The 13,685-nt window shown below is 70.3% G+C and carries 11 protein-coding genes and 2 pseudogenes; 4 read left to right on the top strand and 9 right to left on the bottom strand.

Annotated features, from left to right (window positions below):
• Positions 1-126: 126 nt before the first annotated feature.
• Positions 127-468 carry an 8-oxoguanine DNA glycosylase OGG fold protein gene (locus ACTMS2_RS19610; RefSeq protein ID WP_441176682.1) on the bottom strand — a complete coding sequence of 114 codons (342 nt, stop codon included), beginning with the start codon at positions 466-468 and terminating at the stop codon, positions 127-129.
• A complete protein-coding gene (locus ACTMS2_RS19605; RefSeq protein ID WP_441176694.1) occupies positions 465-716 on the bottom strand; it encodes a DUF7662 domain-containing protein in 252 nt (83 codons plus the stop codon). The genes ACTMS2_RS19610 and ACTMS2_RS19605 overlap by 4 nt, the downstream gene beginning before the upstream one ends.
• A gap of 201 nt (positions 717-917) precedes the next feature.
• Between ACTMS2_RS19605 and ACTMS2_RS19600 the strand changes: the two genes are divergently transcribed.
• The 3 genes from ACTMS2_RS19600 to ACTMS2_RS19590 all read left to right on the top strand — a co-directional run bounded on the left by ACTMS2_RS19600 (position 918) and on the right by ACTMS2_RS19590 (position 4,283).
• The gene (locus ACTMS2_RS19600; RefSeq protein WP_357720543.1) at positions 918-1,496 is read left to right on the top strand and encodes a DUF6642 family protein; all 579 of its coding nucleotides are present in this window, start codon (positions 918-920) and stop codon (positions 1,494-1,496) included.
• Between the two features lie 217 nt (positions 1,497-1,713).
• Positions 1,714-3,963: an EAL domain-containing protein gene (locus ACTMS2_RS19595; protein ID WP_441176681.1), complete on the top strand. Its 2,250-nt coding sequence runs from the start codon at positions 1,714-1,716 to the stop codon at positions 3,961-3,963.
• Positions 3,960-4,283, top strand: a complete 324-nt coding sequence (locus ACTMS2_RS19590) for a hypothetical protein (RefSeq protein ID WP_441176680.1) — start codon at positions 3,960-3,962, stop codon at positions 4,281-4,283. Before ACTMS2_RS19595 ends, ACTMS2_RS19590 begins: the two co-directional genes overlap by 4 nt.
• A gap of 72 nt (positions 4,284-4,355) precedes the next feature.
• Here ACTMS2_RS19590 and ACTMS2_RS19585 read toward each other — a convergent pair whose 3' ends face one another.
• Together ACTMS2_RS19585 and ACTMS2_RS19580 are read right to left on the bottom strand one after the other, a co-directional pair.
• A complete protein-coding gene (locus tag ACTMS2_RS19585; protein ID WP_441176679.1) occupies positions 4,356-5,546 on the bottom strand; it encodes a restriction endonuclease in 1,191 nt (396 codons plus the stop codon).
• A 30-nt stretch (positions 5,547-5,576) separates the two neighbouring features.
• Positions 5,577-6,734: a hypothetical protein gene (locus ACTMS2_RS19580; protein ID WP_441176678.1), complete on the bottom strand. Its 1,158-nt coding sequence runs from the start codon at positions 6,732-6,734 to the stop codon at positions 5,577-5,579.
• A gap of 38 nt (positions 6,735-6,772) precedes the next feature.
• Between ACTMS2_RS19580 and ACTMS2_RS19575 the strand changes: the two genes are divergently transcribed.
• On the top strand, positions 6,773-6,958 hold the full coding sequence (locus tag ACTMS2_RS19575; RefSeq protein ID WP_441176677.1) for a hypothetical protein: 186 nt from the start codon (positions 6,773-6,775) through the stop codon (positions 6,956-6,958).
• 61 nt (positions 6,959-7,019) lie between these two features.
• On the opposite strand, the pseudogene ACTMS2_RS19570 reads toward ACTMS2_RS19575, so the two are convergent.
• The 5 genes and pseudogenes from ACTMS2_RS19570 to ACTMS2_RS19550 all read right to left on the bottom strand — a co-directional run.
• Positions 7,020-7,487, bottom strand: a pseudogene (locus ACTMS2_RS19570) (HD domain-containing protein); the annotation flags it as partial.
• Positions 7,488-7,540: 53 nt separating this feature from the next.
• Positions 7,541-8,758 (bottom strand): RNA-guided endonuclease InsQ/TnpB family protein, encoded by a 1,218-nt coding sequence (locus ACTMS2_RS19565; protein WP_441176676.1) that lies wholly within the window; start codon positions 8,756-8,758, stop codon positions 7,541-7,543.
• A complete protein-coding gene (gene tnpA, locus ACTMS2_RS19560) occupies positions 8,759-9,157 on the bottom strand; it encodes an IS200/IS605 family transposase (RefSeq protein ID WP_441176675.1) in 399 nt (132 codons plus the stop codon). It abuts the gene before it with no gap.
• A 95-nt stretch (positions 9,158-9,252) separates the two neighbouring features.
• Positions 9,253-9,393: pseudogene (locus ACTMS2_RS19555) on the bottom strand (HD domain-containing protein); the annotation flags it as partial.
• Positions 9,394-9,423: 30 nt separating this feature from the next.
• Positions 9,424-13,623, bottom strand: a complete 4,200-nt coding sequence (locus ACTMS2_RS19550; protein ID WP_441176674.1) for a SpoIIE family protein phosphatase — start codon at positions 13,621-13,623, stop codon at positions 9,424-9,426.
• Between the last annotated feature and the right edge of the window lie 62 nt (positions 13,624-13,685).

Genomic DNA, 13,685 nt, shown 5'->3' with positions numbered 1-13,685 from the left:
CTACCTCAGCCCGAACGAGTACGAGACCGCCTGGCACAGCCGCCAGACGCAACCAGCTGAGCCACCTATCGCCATCCCGGCACCAGCCGGAGCAGGTAACCACCGCTCCATCAAAGCGGGGGGAACTCACCGCTCCGTGTCACCGTTGTTGAGATCGAACACTTTGCGCAGGCGGGCCGGCCCTCGCCCGCCGGGCAGCCCGCTACCCCATACGTACGCCCCGATCAGAATGTCGATGGCCGCGCGGCCGGTGTGTGCGGCGGTGCCCGCCTGCAGCAGGTCCCCGCGTGTGATGCGTGGCCAGCGGCCGAGCCGAGGGCGGTCCTCTAACCAGGCCGGCAGGTCGATCGAGTCCGGCAACCGTCGCCGCCAGGCCTCAGGATTGAACTGGAACCCGTGGTTGAGGATGTACGTCTCACGCGAGGGAGGTTCTCCCGCAAACGGCGCACACGCTGGCTCGCTTGTCACCGCGACGCCCTCGGCTTCGGCACGAATCTCACTGCTCGGCGGGTGAGGTCGGGATGAGCGGTGAAGCCGGCGTCTCCCCAGGCCCGGCTGTGCGGATGTGTCTGGTCGCCGTTGGCCCACCACGCCTCGTACCGGTAGGCCGATTGGGGTAGCCCACCCGGCACCAGTTCTGAAACTTCGTCGAGCGGGTACCGTACCTCGCTTGTCCGCCGCCGAAGGTGATCTCGCAGAGCGTCGTACTTGGACACGTGGTCTCCATCAAACTGTGTCGAGATCGCTGCTCTGCACGCGCGGATGAAGATGGAGCGTATTGAAAGCAGCGCCTGCAGGCTTCGTCCGATTGGTTCGACCAGTGCCGCCGCCGGCGTCCGAACCGTGACCGTCAGCGGTACACGAAAGCTGATCGGCTTCGCTAAGGTCAGCACCTGGTACCAACGAGGGGAGAAGACGTGGCGAAGCCGGGTGGTGTCTTCTGCTTTGAGGGCCAATGGGCCGACGACCTCGCGGAGCGAGGCTCGGTGCTGCCGACCCTCGAATTGCTCGACCGGCTGGGCAGCATCCGGTTTATTCACCGCGACACCGCCACCCCCCAGGAGCTCCGCTACTACCTGGAGCGGTGGCTGTCTCGCAAGTACTCCGCCTACCGGGTAGGTTTCTTCGCGCTGCACGGGGCGCCAACCCGTTTGCAGCTCTCCGACTCACACACCGTCGGGCTGTCGGAGATCGCCAGCTGGGTGTCGGGCCAGTGTGATGGCAAGCGCCTCTACTTCGGAAGCTGCTCGGCACTGCGGGCCTCCGCTACGACCCTCGGCGAGTTCCTGCGAGAGACCAAAGCGGCGATGCTGTGCGGGTTTACGAAGGACATCGACTGGATCGAGTCTGCGGCGTTCGAAACGGTCGTCCTGAACAACATGGTCAACGGCGTCAGGATTGACAGCGTCGAACGGCTCGTAAAGTCACCGCGATGGGCGCCGTTGGCGCAGCACCTCGGGTTCCGCATCGTCTACCCGAACGGCCGGTCGACGTAGTCACGCCTACGGCGCGGGCCCGTGCCGGCACCTCCGACAGGGAGAGCACCTGAACGGCTGATCGCCGGTCGAGCGCTGCACTGGGTCCGAACTCCGGCCCCCCAAGCTCGCATTGACTCATCCTGCCGTGTCGAGGCACGACGACGGCTGATCGACAACGACGGGTATCTGACTCGGCGGTCAGATCAACATCCCTGGGAGAGTCGATAGTGTCACTGTGAGCGCTGCTCTGATTTCGCGACGTAAGCGCGGACGGATCATCGTATGGGGGTTACGGATGGCACCGAGCAGACGGCGGGCGGTCCTGATCGGGGTGAACCAGGGCGGGCGCGACGTACACCTGCCGGCGCTGCGCTACGCGGAGGCCGACGCCCAGGCGATCCGGGGCATGCTGCTCGACGAGACGATCGGGACCTTCGACGACGGCGACGTCACCATGTACATCGGCGCAGACGCCGACTGGCACGGCATCAAGACCAAGCTTCGCGAACTGGCGCTGGACTCGGGTCCCTCCGACGTGCTGCTGGTGTACTTCGCCGGTCACGCACTGGTGCCCGAGTGGAGCAACCAGCTCGACGCATACCTCGTCACGGCGGACCTCGACCCGGACGGCCTCCGACGCGAGCCGGACAACGGCCTGCGGATGACCTACCTCAAACGGGACGTCTTCGAGACCTTCGCCGGCGCGTCCTTCCTCATTCTCGACTGCTGCCAGGCGGGGGTCTACCTCGACGCAGACCTTCGCCACGCGGAGGCGATGCAGACCTACCGCACCCAGATCGACCGGCACAGCGCCCTGCTCGCCTGCCGGAGCGGCTCCGCCGCCAGGGAGAGCGAGGAGTACGGCCACGGGGTCCTGACCCACCATCTGCTGCGCGCGCTGCGCGGTGAGGCCGCTGACGACGGCGGGCGCGTGTCGTTCGGGCAGATGGCGACATTCGTGGCCGAGCAGGGGATCGAACCGCCGCCGGTCCAGCTCGTGCAAATGTGGGGTCCGACCACCGTGCTGGCGCAGCCGCCGGTATCCCGACACGACCGCCAGTCGCTCAGTTCACCGGCCAACCCGGGCACCACGCGGCCCTGCAAGAGCCCGCTCGAAGACCAGTCCAGCTCCATCCTGCAGCTTCTCGGCCGGGTGTTCCGGTCGGAGACCCGCCCGGTGCAGTCGCCGCAGCAGACCGGATACGCCGACCGGGTGGAGATCATGCGGTACGCCCTGGGGGCCGAGTCGGTAGCGGTGGTGGAGTTCTCCGGCACCGCCATTCGTGTGGTCAACGCGACTCCGCGCTTTGACAAGGAGGAGCTGCGGCCGTTGTTGGAGCTCAGCTCCGCCGATGCCATCAAGTATCGGACTGGGATGCCCGGCCACATCGTCTCGAACGACGCGGGTCGTCGGATTCTCTGCGTCCCGCTCCTCCACGAGGACGACAAGGTCCTGGCGTTGACCGTGGTCGATCCAGCTCCTGCGCTGCTCGACATGGGGGAGCCGCTCGCCGTGATGCTGCGGGCGATGTGCGACGCCAACTTCCTGGGCGACCCGCTCCACGCCGAGATGCGGGTGATGACCGCGCTACGGACCGCCTTCGGCCGGCTGCCGCTGAACCTCTACGAGTACGCCTTCAGCCTCTACCAGAAGCTGGTCGGCTCCATGTTCATGGTGTTCCAGCCCGTCGTCGAGCTGGCCCTGCGGCGGACGGGCGTGAGCATCCAGAGCTTCGAGGCACTTGCGCGCCGCGGAGACCACGAGACCCGCGCTCCGCTCAGCGCCCTGCAGATGGCGTACGCCTGGGGCGACCGCTTCATCATCGAACGGGACGCCCTTCTGCTCACCAAGGCGATCCACTCCTACGACGCCGCGGACGCCGCCGCCTCGTACCAGGGCACGAAGCCGTTATCGGTCAACGTCGCCGTCCGCTCGCTGCTCAGCGACGCATACCTGGCCCAGGTGAGCAAGGCCCTCATCGAGGCCGACATGAACCCGCGGACCCTCACGCTGGAGATTTCCGAACAGGATGCCATCGAGCCCGGGCCGGGTGAGCGGTGGCTGCAGGAACCGCTTGCCTACTTCCACCGTCGGCTGACCACCCTGGCGCGGGACCTCCGGATCACCTTCGCCGTCGACGACTTCGGCGTCGGGTACGCCTCGCTGGCCCGGATGGCGGAGCTGCCGCTGACCCAGATCAAAGTCGACCGCGCGGTGCTCCACCACCCCCTGGCCATGGAGGAACTCGCGCTGGTGGCGCGGGTGGCCCGGCACGCTACCGACCTCGGGCACGCGCACACCCCACGGCCTGTCATCGTCGAGGGCTACGACGACGCGGCGCCGATCAGCCTCAAGCAGATCTACGACCTGGGAATCCACCATGTGCAGGGCTTCTTCTGCGGGAACTCGGCGTCGACGTCGCTGCATGACCTGGAGGAGCCAATCCGTGAGCAGATCGCCAGCCTGGTGAGAGGTGAGAAGTGACGAGCATCAAACTGCTGTTGCCGGCCGAGGTCATCGACGAACTCGACCTGCCCTACGAGGGCGTCCGGGACGTGTCGGCGGTGACCCTCGCCATCGAGGGCGTCGCCGTACTGGCGAACCTCGCCACCCTCGCGGCGCTTCAGCCGCAGTTGGGAGCCCTGGCCGCCGCGATCCGCAACTGGCGATTGCGGGATCCTCGGCCCTCAGTCGTCCTGACAGTCAAAGGGCCGGACATCGACCTGAAGATCGACCTGCCGCGCAACGTCAGCCGGGCACACCTGCTCGATCAGCTTCGCCCGCTTCTCGACGGCGAGGACTGACCACAGCCCGAGGCGTGCGGAGCGGCGTGGCGAAGGCCGGCAGACCCCGGCAGCGCATGACGACGGTGCGCCTCACCCAGCGGCGGGCTCGGGGGTGTTGAGGACCTCGAGGATCGCGGCGGCGACCTGCTCGATGTAGTCGATCGTCTGCGTGGCGCCGGCCCCGTCGATCGGGCGCTTCTGATTGGGACCCTCAGGATCCTCGTCGTACTCGTGGGCGATCTTGTGGCGGCGTTGCACGATCTGCCGGAGCTGCTCCTGCACGTCCTTGCCGGTGCAGGTGACGCCGTCACCGCTCTGCTCGGTGAGCACCCGCGCCACCCGGTCCCAGAAGCCCTTGACATCGTGGACGAGACCGAAGCCTTCGCGGATCTTGTCCGGGTTCTGGTAGACGAGGTGGCCCTGATCGCGCAACTGCTGGTCGAGGGCTTCCACGAGCGTCTTCGTGCCGAGCTGGACCTGCTCGACCAGGCCGAGCGAGATTTGAAAGGCCAAGAACGCTCTGGGCTTCTGGGCCGTGGGCTGCGCGACCAGCTCCAACATCCGTGCCCGGATCTCCTGTCGGACCCAGTGGTCCAGTGCGGCGACGCTCTGCACCCAGGCTGCCCGGAACACGTCAGAGACCTCGAACGCCCCCACCTTGAGCTGGTCCAGGTGCTGGCCTGCGGTGGCGAGGCTACGTGCGTAGTCCAGGTTCCGCCGCAGGTTCTTGAACGGCGCGGAGTCGTCATCGTGGCCGAGTGGGGCGGCGGTGACAGGCTCGTCGGCGAGCACCGTCGCCGGTGCGTCGAACCCCAGAAGCCGATCGAGTCGAGCGACGCTGTCGGCCTGGTTGATCCGGTAGACGGTGGTCAGCGACGGTAGAGCGAGCACTTCCCGTTCCACCGACGCCCGAGGAATGTCGGTGCGGGACCACCGCACGGCCCGCGCGTGGCGGATTCCCGAGGGAAGGTCGGTCCGGTACTCGTAGGGCCCGGTCACCCGGCCGACAGCGACGTCGGGGCTGGCCCGTCGGAGGAAGAGCACGATGTCACCCTCGGACATCTTCGTTCGAAACGCGACCAGTTGGATGGCGTAGTTCTCCACCGTGCGCCGCTCGACATCCGGGTAGGCGGCCCGGACACGCTCGCGGATCTCCGTGGCGGACGCGGTTTCCGTGAGATCTCCCGCAGCCGACCAGCCGACCGCGATGAGACTCTTGTCGAGGGCTAGTTCGTCGTAGCTGTCGTCACGGCCGGCCCGCACGATCCATGCTGTCGTCATGAGGCCTCCTTCTCAGAGTGGATGTGCCGGTCAGTCCGTGCTGGTGATGGGGAACTTGATGGGCTCTCCGTCCCACTGCTTCGCTTCGACCCGGGGCAACGCGGAAAGTGGCTGGGACGTGTCGAGCTCCCGGTCGAAGACCGTCCGCCACTCCTCCGGCGTGCCCGTGACGAGGAACGGGCCGATGTGCACCTGCAACGAATCCTCGATCATCTCGACTGGGACGGACTCGCCCCCGATCGTCACGTCGCTGTCGATGCCCGCGATGCGCGCGGACTCGATCGCGTTGTCCAACTCGGCCATGCTGGCCCAGCCAGCCCAGGAGATGCCGTCACCGGACGCCGTGAAGACGATTCGGCCACCGTCGCGGACGCTGCCGTAGAGCGCCAGATCGAGCGAGAGACCGGCACTCGGGTCGGCGTTCTCGATGGGCACCTCGTCCAGGAAGGACGGCCGGAAGCGGTCCAGGAGCGCGTTCATCGCCTCTGCCAGGAGAGACCGACGCGTGTTCGGGAACCGCTGGTAGCCGTTCGCGTCCCGTAGCGACTCGTCGAGCGGCACGAGGTGTGCCCGCAGGTCGTCCTCGTTCAGCTCGGGGAAGTACTCAGCCGGGCTCCGACCGTTGATCTTCTTGTTGGCCTGGGCGGAGATGAACACCAGGTTGGCGAGATCGTTGACCATGCCCTTGTCGAACCGTGGGTCGTCGAGGGTCGACGGCGGGTGAACGTGGTGGTGCTCGAGCTTGGGCGCGTCCTTCGTGCCGGGAAGGATGTCGGCGTCGTACCACCAGTCGCGTGCGTCCCGGGCCATGGCCACGAGCAGGCTGAGGAAGAAGTAGGGACTCTCCTTCGTCCGGCCCCGCAACGCCCGCTCGGTGACCTCGGCGCGGGAGTTCTCGACGTTGAGGCCTTCCAGCAGCGCGCGGACGGGATCTGCCTGCCGAGCGGCACGGATGTCCTGGCTCAGCCTGGTGTCGGTGGAGCCGCTGTAGCTGGTCCGGATGGTGGCGAGCAGAAGCCAGTAGACGATGCCGTTGGACGTTTCCTTGTCGACCGTGTCGTCCGTGCGCTCGCCGAGAAGCACCACCAACGGGATCAACACGATCATGGAGGGCAGCGGGTCGGATCTGGTCAGACCGAGATGCGTCTGCAGCAGCGGAATCAACCGCCGAAGACCGCGCTTGACCACCTCCCAGCCTCGCTCGAGCTCCGTGTCGCCGGTCGGCCATGGCCGACGCCGCCGAGCGGCTCTGCCTTCCGGACGTCACCGAGAAGGCCCTCGCCGGGCTCAAGTTCAGCGCCGCGCTGCCCGAACGGCTGGCGGTGGCGACCCTGGCCGCGCGGCTGGCCGACCTGCCGGCGGCGCGCGCGGTGCTCGCCGAACCCACCCGGACCGTGCACCTCCCGGACTGATCCGGACCGGGACCGAAGTACCGCTGACGCGGTCAGTTCGGGTGGGGTGGTTCGTCGAGGAGGCGCTGAAGCGTTCCTCGGCCAGGTCGAGCTGGCCGATGATGTGCTCCTCGGCGCCGACAGGGGAGTGTCCGCCCTGGTGACGAGGTCCCGGTAGACCGGTACGAGCGGGCGGTACTTGCGCGCCGACGAGGTCACCTTCGGCCCGACGGTGTGGATGACACCCACCCCGTTGTCCGTGAAGTCGGAGATCTTGATGACCCGCGCCCATGGCTCCCGGTCGAGGCTGGCCGCCACGTGCTCCCGGTACTGGACGTGCTTGTCCCGGCCCGGGTCGTACGCCGGATTGGTGACCGCGCCGACCAGGCGGGCCACCCGCGGGCCGAACCGCTGCGCGAGCACGGCCAGGGCGGCGGCGGTGGCGTCCTCGCCGGCGTGCTCGCCTGCCAGCTCGTCGGGGTGGTCCTCCACGGCGTCGTGCAACAGGCCGGCGGCGATCACGTCGACGTCGTCGGACCTGGTAGTGGTGCTTGACCTCCTCCCCTCGGCTGAAGCCGGGGGATTCCCGTGGCTAGGGTGTGTTCACGCCGCTGGCCGTTCGGGCGGTTGACGCTTCGCAGACCGCCCAATGGCGAGGTCTCCACGCCCTGTCACCGCCAGCCCGGCGGCGAGAATGTTCTTGGCCGCGTTCACGTCGGCGTTGTCCTGGTGCCCGCAGGCGACGCACCGGAAGACCGCTTGGCTCTCGCGGGACTCCCGGGCGACATGCTTGCAGGCGTGACAGGCCTGCGACGTGTACGCGGGGTTGACCTTGACAATCTGCGCCCCGTGGTACCGGGCGGTGTGCTCCAGCCTGAGCAGAAACCCGCCCCAGCCCTTGGCGAGGATGGCCCGATTGAGGCCAGCCTTCTGCCGAACGTTGCGGCCGGGTTCCTCGATGGTGCCCTTGACGCTGGCGGTCATGTTCCTGATCCGCAGGTCCTCCACGACGACCGTGCCGTGGGTACGGACAAGCCGCACGGCGGTGCGCGCGGCGAAGTCCGCACGCCGGTCATGGATACGGGCGTGGAGACGGGCAAGTGCTGCACGCGCCGCGTCGCGGCGGCCCGACCGGCGGTTACGGCCGTGCACGCGCAACGACCGGGACAACTGTCGCTGCAACCGCTTGAGCCTCACCGCCTCGCCCGGCGTGACGAATTCCTGGTTCCACACTTCGTCGTCGGAGGTGGCGACCGCCACGGCCACACCCCGATCGACTCCGACCGGCGGCATACCGTTCGGCGCCGCCTCGCTCACGCTGTCCTCGACGCAGAACGAAATGTGCCAGCCCGCACCGGACCGGCTGACCGTAGCGTTACGGATGGTGCCGCCGAGCGGCCGGGTCCAGCGGAACCGCACTGGACCGAACTTCGGCAGGCGCACCTCACCCCACCGCCTGTTGAGCCGGCGCACAGTGATGTGGTTCGGGTCGGGAAACCGGAACGACGGCGCGGTACGCGACTTGGACCGCCACCGCACCTTCCACGTGCCGTGCGTCTTGCAGGCCCGTTCCAGGTCCCGCAACGTCTGCTGCAACGTGTGGGACGGAGCATCGGCCAACCACGCGCAGTGCGGGTCCTTCTTGGCCTCGGCCATTTGCCGAGCCTGCTCGACGTAGCCGATGAATCCGCCACGACGACGGTACTCACGGCGCTGCTCCAACGCGGTGTTCCACACCGCCCGACACGCCGCTCCCACCCGCTCGGCGTAGGCGACCTGCTCGGCGGTGAACGCGAGCAGGTAACGGCGGCCGGTCAGCACTCAGCGGCCCTTCTGCTGCTCGACATACCGCTGCACGGCCGCCAGCGGGTCGCCGCCCGTGGTCGCCACGAAGTACGAGTTGGTCCACAAAGTCGGCAGCCGCGAACGCAGCGACGCAAACTCCTCCCGCAGCACCCGCGAGGTCCTTGCCTTGATCGCCTTGACAAGCTTATGAACGCCATACTGCGGGTCCACCTCCACCAGCAGATGGACATGGTCCGGCATGACCTCCAGGGCCGCCAGCCACGCCCCTTTCTCCTCAACAACCTCCCGGATGAGCTGCTTGAGGCGTTTCTCGATCTGGCCGTCGAGCACCCCGCGCCGATACTTCGAGCACCACACCACATGGAAGGCGCACTGGAAGACGACGTTGCTGTTCGACCGCAGCGTGACGGACACCCCGACAGCATACAGCCCACCGCTATATACTGTCCGCCTGCGGTCGACGCACTATCCCCATGGCTAAGGCCGGAGGTCTGCGCGCTACGCATCTCGATCAATCGGATCGCCACCTGCAGCAGGTGGTTCAGGTAGGGCTCGCGTACCCGCCGGTCGTCACGGTGCACCTCGGCGGCCAGGCCGAGGGCGTCGGTGAGCCGCCCCAGGGCGGCCTCGTCGAACGCGTGCAGCTTCAGCCGGAACCGGCCAGCAGGCCGGGCCGGCGGTCACGCGCCGGAGACGCGCTTGACCAGGCGTACGGTGGTGCCGTCGGCGCTGCCGTCCACGGTGGCCTCGTCCATCAGCCGGGTCATGATCAGCTGACCTCGGCCGCGCTCTCCGTCGTCGGGGGTCGCCTCCCGCCAGCCGCCGGTGTCGGTGACCACCATCTCCAGCCGGTCGGCGCGCAGCCGCCCCCGTACGGTGACGGACACGTCCGGGGCGAACCGGTAGCCGTGCTCGATCGCGTTGGCGCACGCCTCGCCGGCCGCGATCAGCGCCGCGTCGACGTCGGCCTCGCCGATGCCGAGGCCGGTGAGCCACTCCCGCAGCGCCTCGCGGGTCGGCGCGAGCTGCCCCGGGTCGGCAGTCAGCGTCGCGTCGAAGGCCGCCGGCTCGCGGTGCCGGTAGACCAGCACCGCCACGTCGTCGTTGCGGGTGTCGGGCAGCAGGTCCCGGACCATCCGGTCGGCCAGTGCCCCCTCGGGCAGCTCGCGGCCCTGGGTGAGCGCGGCGACGGCCCGGGAGATGCCGGCGTCGATCAGTTCCCGGCGGCGCTCGATGAGCCCGTCGGTGTAGAGCAGCAGCGTCGACCCGGGCCGCAGTCGCGCCCCGGCCTCCGGCCGGCCGGGCACCGCGACGCTGGCCAGCGGCACCGAACCGGCGCGGGTCAGCAGCTCGGCGGAGCCGTCCGGGTGCACCAGGATGCCCGGCGGGTGGCCCGCCGACGAGTAGCGGAGCAGGCCCAGCGAGCGGTCGATGATGGCGCAGAAGACGGTGGTGCAGGCGCCGCCGGGCACCATGCGGGCGAAGTCGTCCAGCGCGCTGAGCACCTCGGCGGGGCTCTTGGCCTGCAGGAGCAGGGCGCGTGAGGCGCTGCGCAGCTGACCCATCACGGTGGCGGCGGGCAGGCCCCGCCCCACCACGTCGCCCACCACCACGCCGACGAGGTCGCTGGGAAGCTGCACCACGTCGTACCAGTCTCCGCCGACCTCGAGCGGCGCCACCGCCGGCTGGTAGCGGGTCGCGAACCCGGCCGGCAGGTCGACCGGGCCGAGCATCGCCCGCTGCATGGCCAGGGCGACCGTCCGCTGGGTCTCGAAGGCCCGCGCGCGGACCAGCGCCTGGGCCAGCGCGGCGCAGAGCTGCCGCACCAGCGGCCGGTCCACCGTCGGTACCGACCGGGGCGGATCCAGTTCCAGCCACACCCCGCCGGGTGCCCCGCCCGGCTCGATGCGGGCCCCGATCGCGGTGACCCGACCCGCGTCGTCGACGGCCAGCTGCGGGTCGCCGTCCGCGGGCAGCCCGTCGAGGGCCCGCTGCACCTGCCGGGTCAGCGTCAGTCCCTGGGTCACCACCAGCGGCGTGCCGGCGGCGTCGGCGCAGACCGCCAGGCCGCGCGTGCCGTCCAGCAGGGTGCACAGCTCGGAGAGGCCGGCGTCGAGCACCTCGGCCACGTCGGTGGCGCGGGCGAGCCGGCCGGAGAGCGCGGCCAGGGCGGACTGTCGCGCGGCGGCCCGGACCTCGGCGGTCACCTCACGCAGCGTGGCGACGTAGAGGCGGCGGCCGGTTCGCGGCTCGCGCAGCGAGTTGTAGACCGCCTCGGCCCAGATCCGCTGCCCGTCGGCGTGCCGCAGCGGCACGGTGACCCGCCCCCGGTCGGAGTCCCGCGCGGCACGCAGCACGTCGAGCAGCAGCAGTCGGTCGGCGGGCGCGGCGTCGGCCTCCGGCCACCAGGCGTGCGGCGGCGCGACCGGTGTCGCCAGCCGGTCGGCGCCGACCAGGCGGCAGAACGCCTCGTTCGCCTCGATCAGCGCCCCGTCGGCGTCGACCACGGCGAACGCGTCCTGCAACGACTCGATGAGCGCCGCCCGCCAGGTCGCCTCCTCGTTGCGTAACCGGGCCAGCTCCAGGTGCGCGCCCACCCGGGCCAGCAGTTCCTCGGAGGAGAACGGCTTGGCCAGGTAGTCGTCGGCCCCGGTCCGCAGTCCCTCCACCGCCGCCTCCTCGCCGGCGCGGGCGGAGAGCACGATGATCGGCAACCCGGCCGTACGCCGGTCGGCGCGCAGCGCCCGGACCAGCCCGAAACCGTCGAGGCGGGGCATCATCACGTCGGTCAGCACCAGGTCCGGCACCCGATCGGCGATGCGGTCGAGCGCCTCCCGGCCGTCGGCCGCGACGACGACCCGGTGGTGGGGCGCGAGCAGGCTCGCCAGGAAGGCGCGCAGGTCGGCGTTGTCGTCGACCACCAGCACCGTGGCGGCGTCCCGGGCGTCGTCGTCGGCCCGGTCCGTGGGGGCGGGCGCGGCCTCCGGCAGCCAGCGCAGGGCCTCGGCGACGTACGCCTCGTGTGCCGGCTCGTGGGCCCGCTCGCGGCGCGTGGCGGTGGCGGTGGCGGTGGCCCGGCCGTACGGCAGGCGGACGGTGAACGTCGAGCCCTCGCCCTCGACCGAGCGCACGCTGACCTCGCCGCCGTGCAGACTGGCCATCTCCTGCACCAGCGCCAACCCGATGCCGGTGCCCTCCTGCGACCGGCCGCCGGCGCCGCGTACGCGGTGGAAGCGGCGGAACAGCAGCGGCTGCTGGTCGGCGGGGACACCGACGCCGGTGTCGTCGACGGACAGCGTGACGCGTTCGCCGTCGCCGCGCAGCCGCAGGCGCACCGTGCCGGCCAGGGTGTACTTCAGGGCGTTGGAGAGCAGGTTGACGACCACCTTCTCCCACATGTCGCGGTCCACGTACGCGGTGCGCGGCAGCGCCTCCACCTCGACCCGGTAGGTCAGCCCGGCCTCGCGCATGGCGTACGCGAAGGACTCGGCGACGCCGGCGGTGAGCGCCGGAAGGTCGGTCTCCACGCGTTCCGGGTCCAGCCGGCCGCCCTCCATGCGGGCGAAGTCGAGCATGTCGTTGACGAGCTTGCGCAGTCGGCCGGTGTTGCGGTGCACCAGCTCCAGGCGTTCGCGCTGGCCCGGCGGGAGCGGCTCGCGGCGGTCGGCGAGGCTCTCGCGCACCGGCCCGGCGATCAGTGTCAGCGGGGTGCGCAGCTCGTGGCTGACGTCGGTGAAGAACTCCGTCTTCGCCGCGTCCAGCTCGGCCAGGGCCGCGGCCCGGCGGCGCTGCGCCTCGTACGCCAGCACGTCGCCCAGCGCCGTCGAGACCCGGCTGGACACCAGGTCGAGGAAGCCGGCGTACGCCTCGTCCAGCCTGCGGAAGGGGCTGACGCCGGCGACCAGCACGCCGGTCGGGCGGGCCTGTCCGGTGGCCGGCAGGGGCAGCACCACCACCTCGTCCACGGGCACCCCGACGACCGCCCCGGCGTGTGCGCGGGGGTCGCCGGGCAGGGCCACGCCCCGGACCCGCGCGGGGCGGCCGGTCCGCGCGACCTCGCCGATCTGCGCCAGCCACCCGGCGCTCGCGGCGGCGTCGTCGGCCACGCCGACCGAGGCGGCCAGGACCAGTTCGTCCGCGTCCTCCGACGCGCCGCCGTCCGGTCCGGGGCCGGCTTCTCCACGGTCGCCGGCTGCGGCCGGCCCCTCGTGCGGCGTCGTCCCCTCGCGGCGCAGGTAGATCATCACGGCGGGCAGGTCGGCCGGGCTGCCGGTCAGGACCCGGGCCGACGCCCGCACGGCGTCGCGGGTGGTGTCCGCCGCCGCGATCGAGACCGAACCCAGCTCGCGCAGCGTCTCCAGCCGCCGGTCACCCAGCACCCGCGCGGTGACGTCCGTGGTGGCCACGAAGATGCCGGGGATCCGGCCGGCGTCGGCGCGCACCGGGCTGTAGGAGAAGGTCCAGTACGTCTCCTCCAGGTAGCCGTGCCGGTCGAGCATCAGCAGTTGGTTCTCCGCGTACGTGGCGCCGTGGCCGGCGAGCACCTGGTCGGTCAGCGGACCCAACTCGGCCCAGACCTCCTGCCAGCACCGCGCGCCCGGCTGACCGATCGCGGCCGGGTACTTGTCGCCGAGGACCGGCGTGTACGCGTGGTTGAAGATCTGCACCAGCTCGGGGCCCCACCACAGCAGCATCGGGATCTTCGACGGCAGCACGGTGCGCACCGCCGCGCACAGCTCCGGCGGCCAGGTCTCCACCGGACCCAGGGGAGTGGCCGCCCAGTCGGTGGCCCGGTGCGCGGCGCTGGTCGGATCGTCGCCGGCGAAGAGGTCGACGGCCACGCCGGCGCCCGCCGGTTCGGCGCGCTGCTTCGATTCCACGTCCCGGCCCCCTGTCGCCGCCCTGGTGTCCGGGTCGCAGGCAGCCGTCGAGCCCTGCCCCT

The sequence above is a fragment of the Micromonospora sp. SD12 genome (assembly GCF_052068495.1).
In the GTDB taxonomy this organism is placed as follows: Bacteria; Actinomycetota; Actinomycetes; order Mycobacteriales; family Micromonosporaceae; genus Micromonospora; species Micromonospora echinofusca.
This window is presented reverse-complemented; position numbering and strand designations above follow the sequence as displayed.

What these genes read in the sequence shown, in the direction of transcription:
- ACTMS2_RS19575 (WP_441176677.1), top strand. Translation starts at nt 6,773, where the DNA reads ATGGCCGACGCCGCCGAGCGGCTCTGCCTTCCGGACGTCACCGAGAAG.
- ACTMS2_RS19585 (WP_441176679.1), bottom strand. Translation starts at nt 5,546, where the DNA reads ATGACGACAGCATGGATCGTGCGGGCCGGCCGTGACGACAGCTACGAC.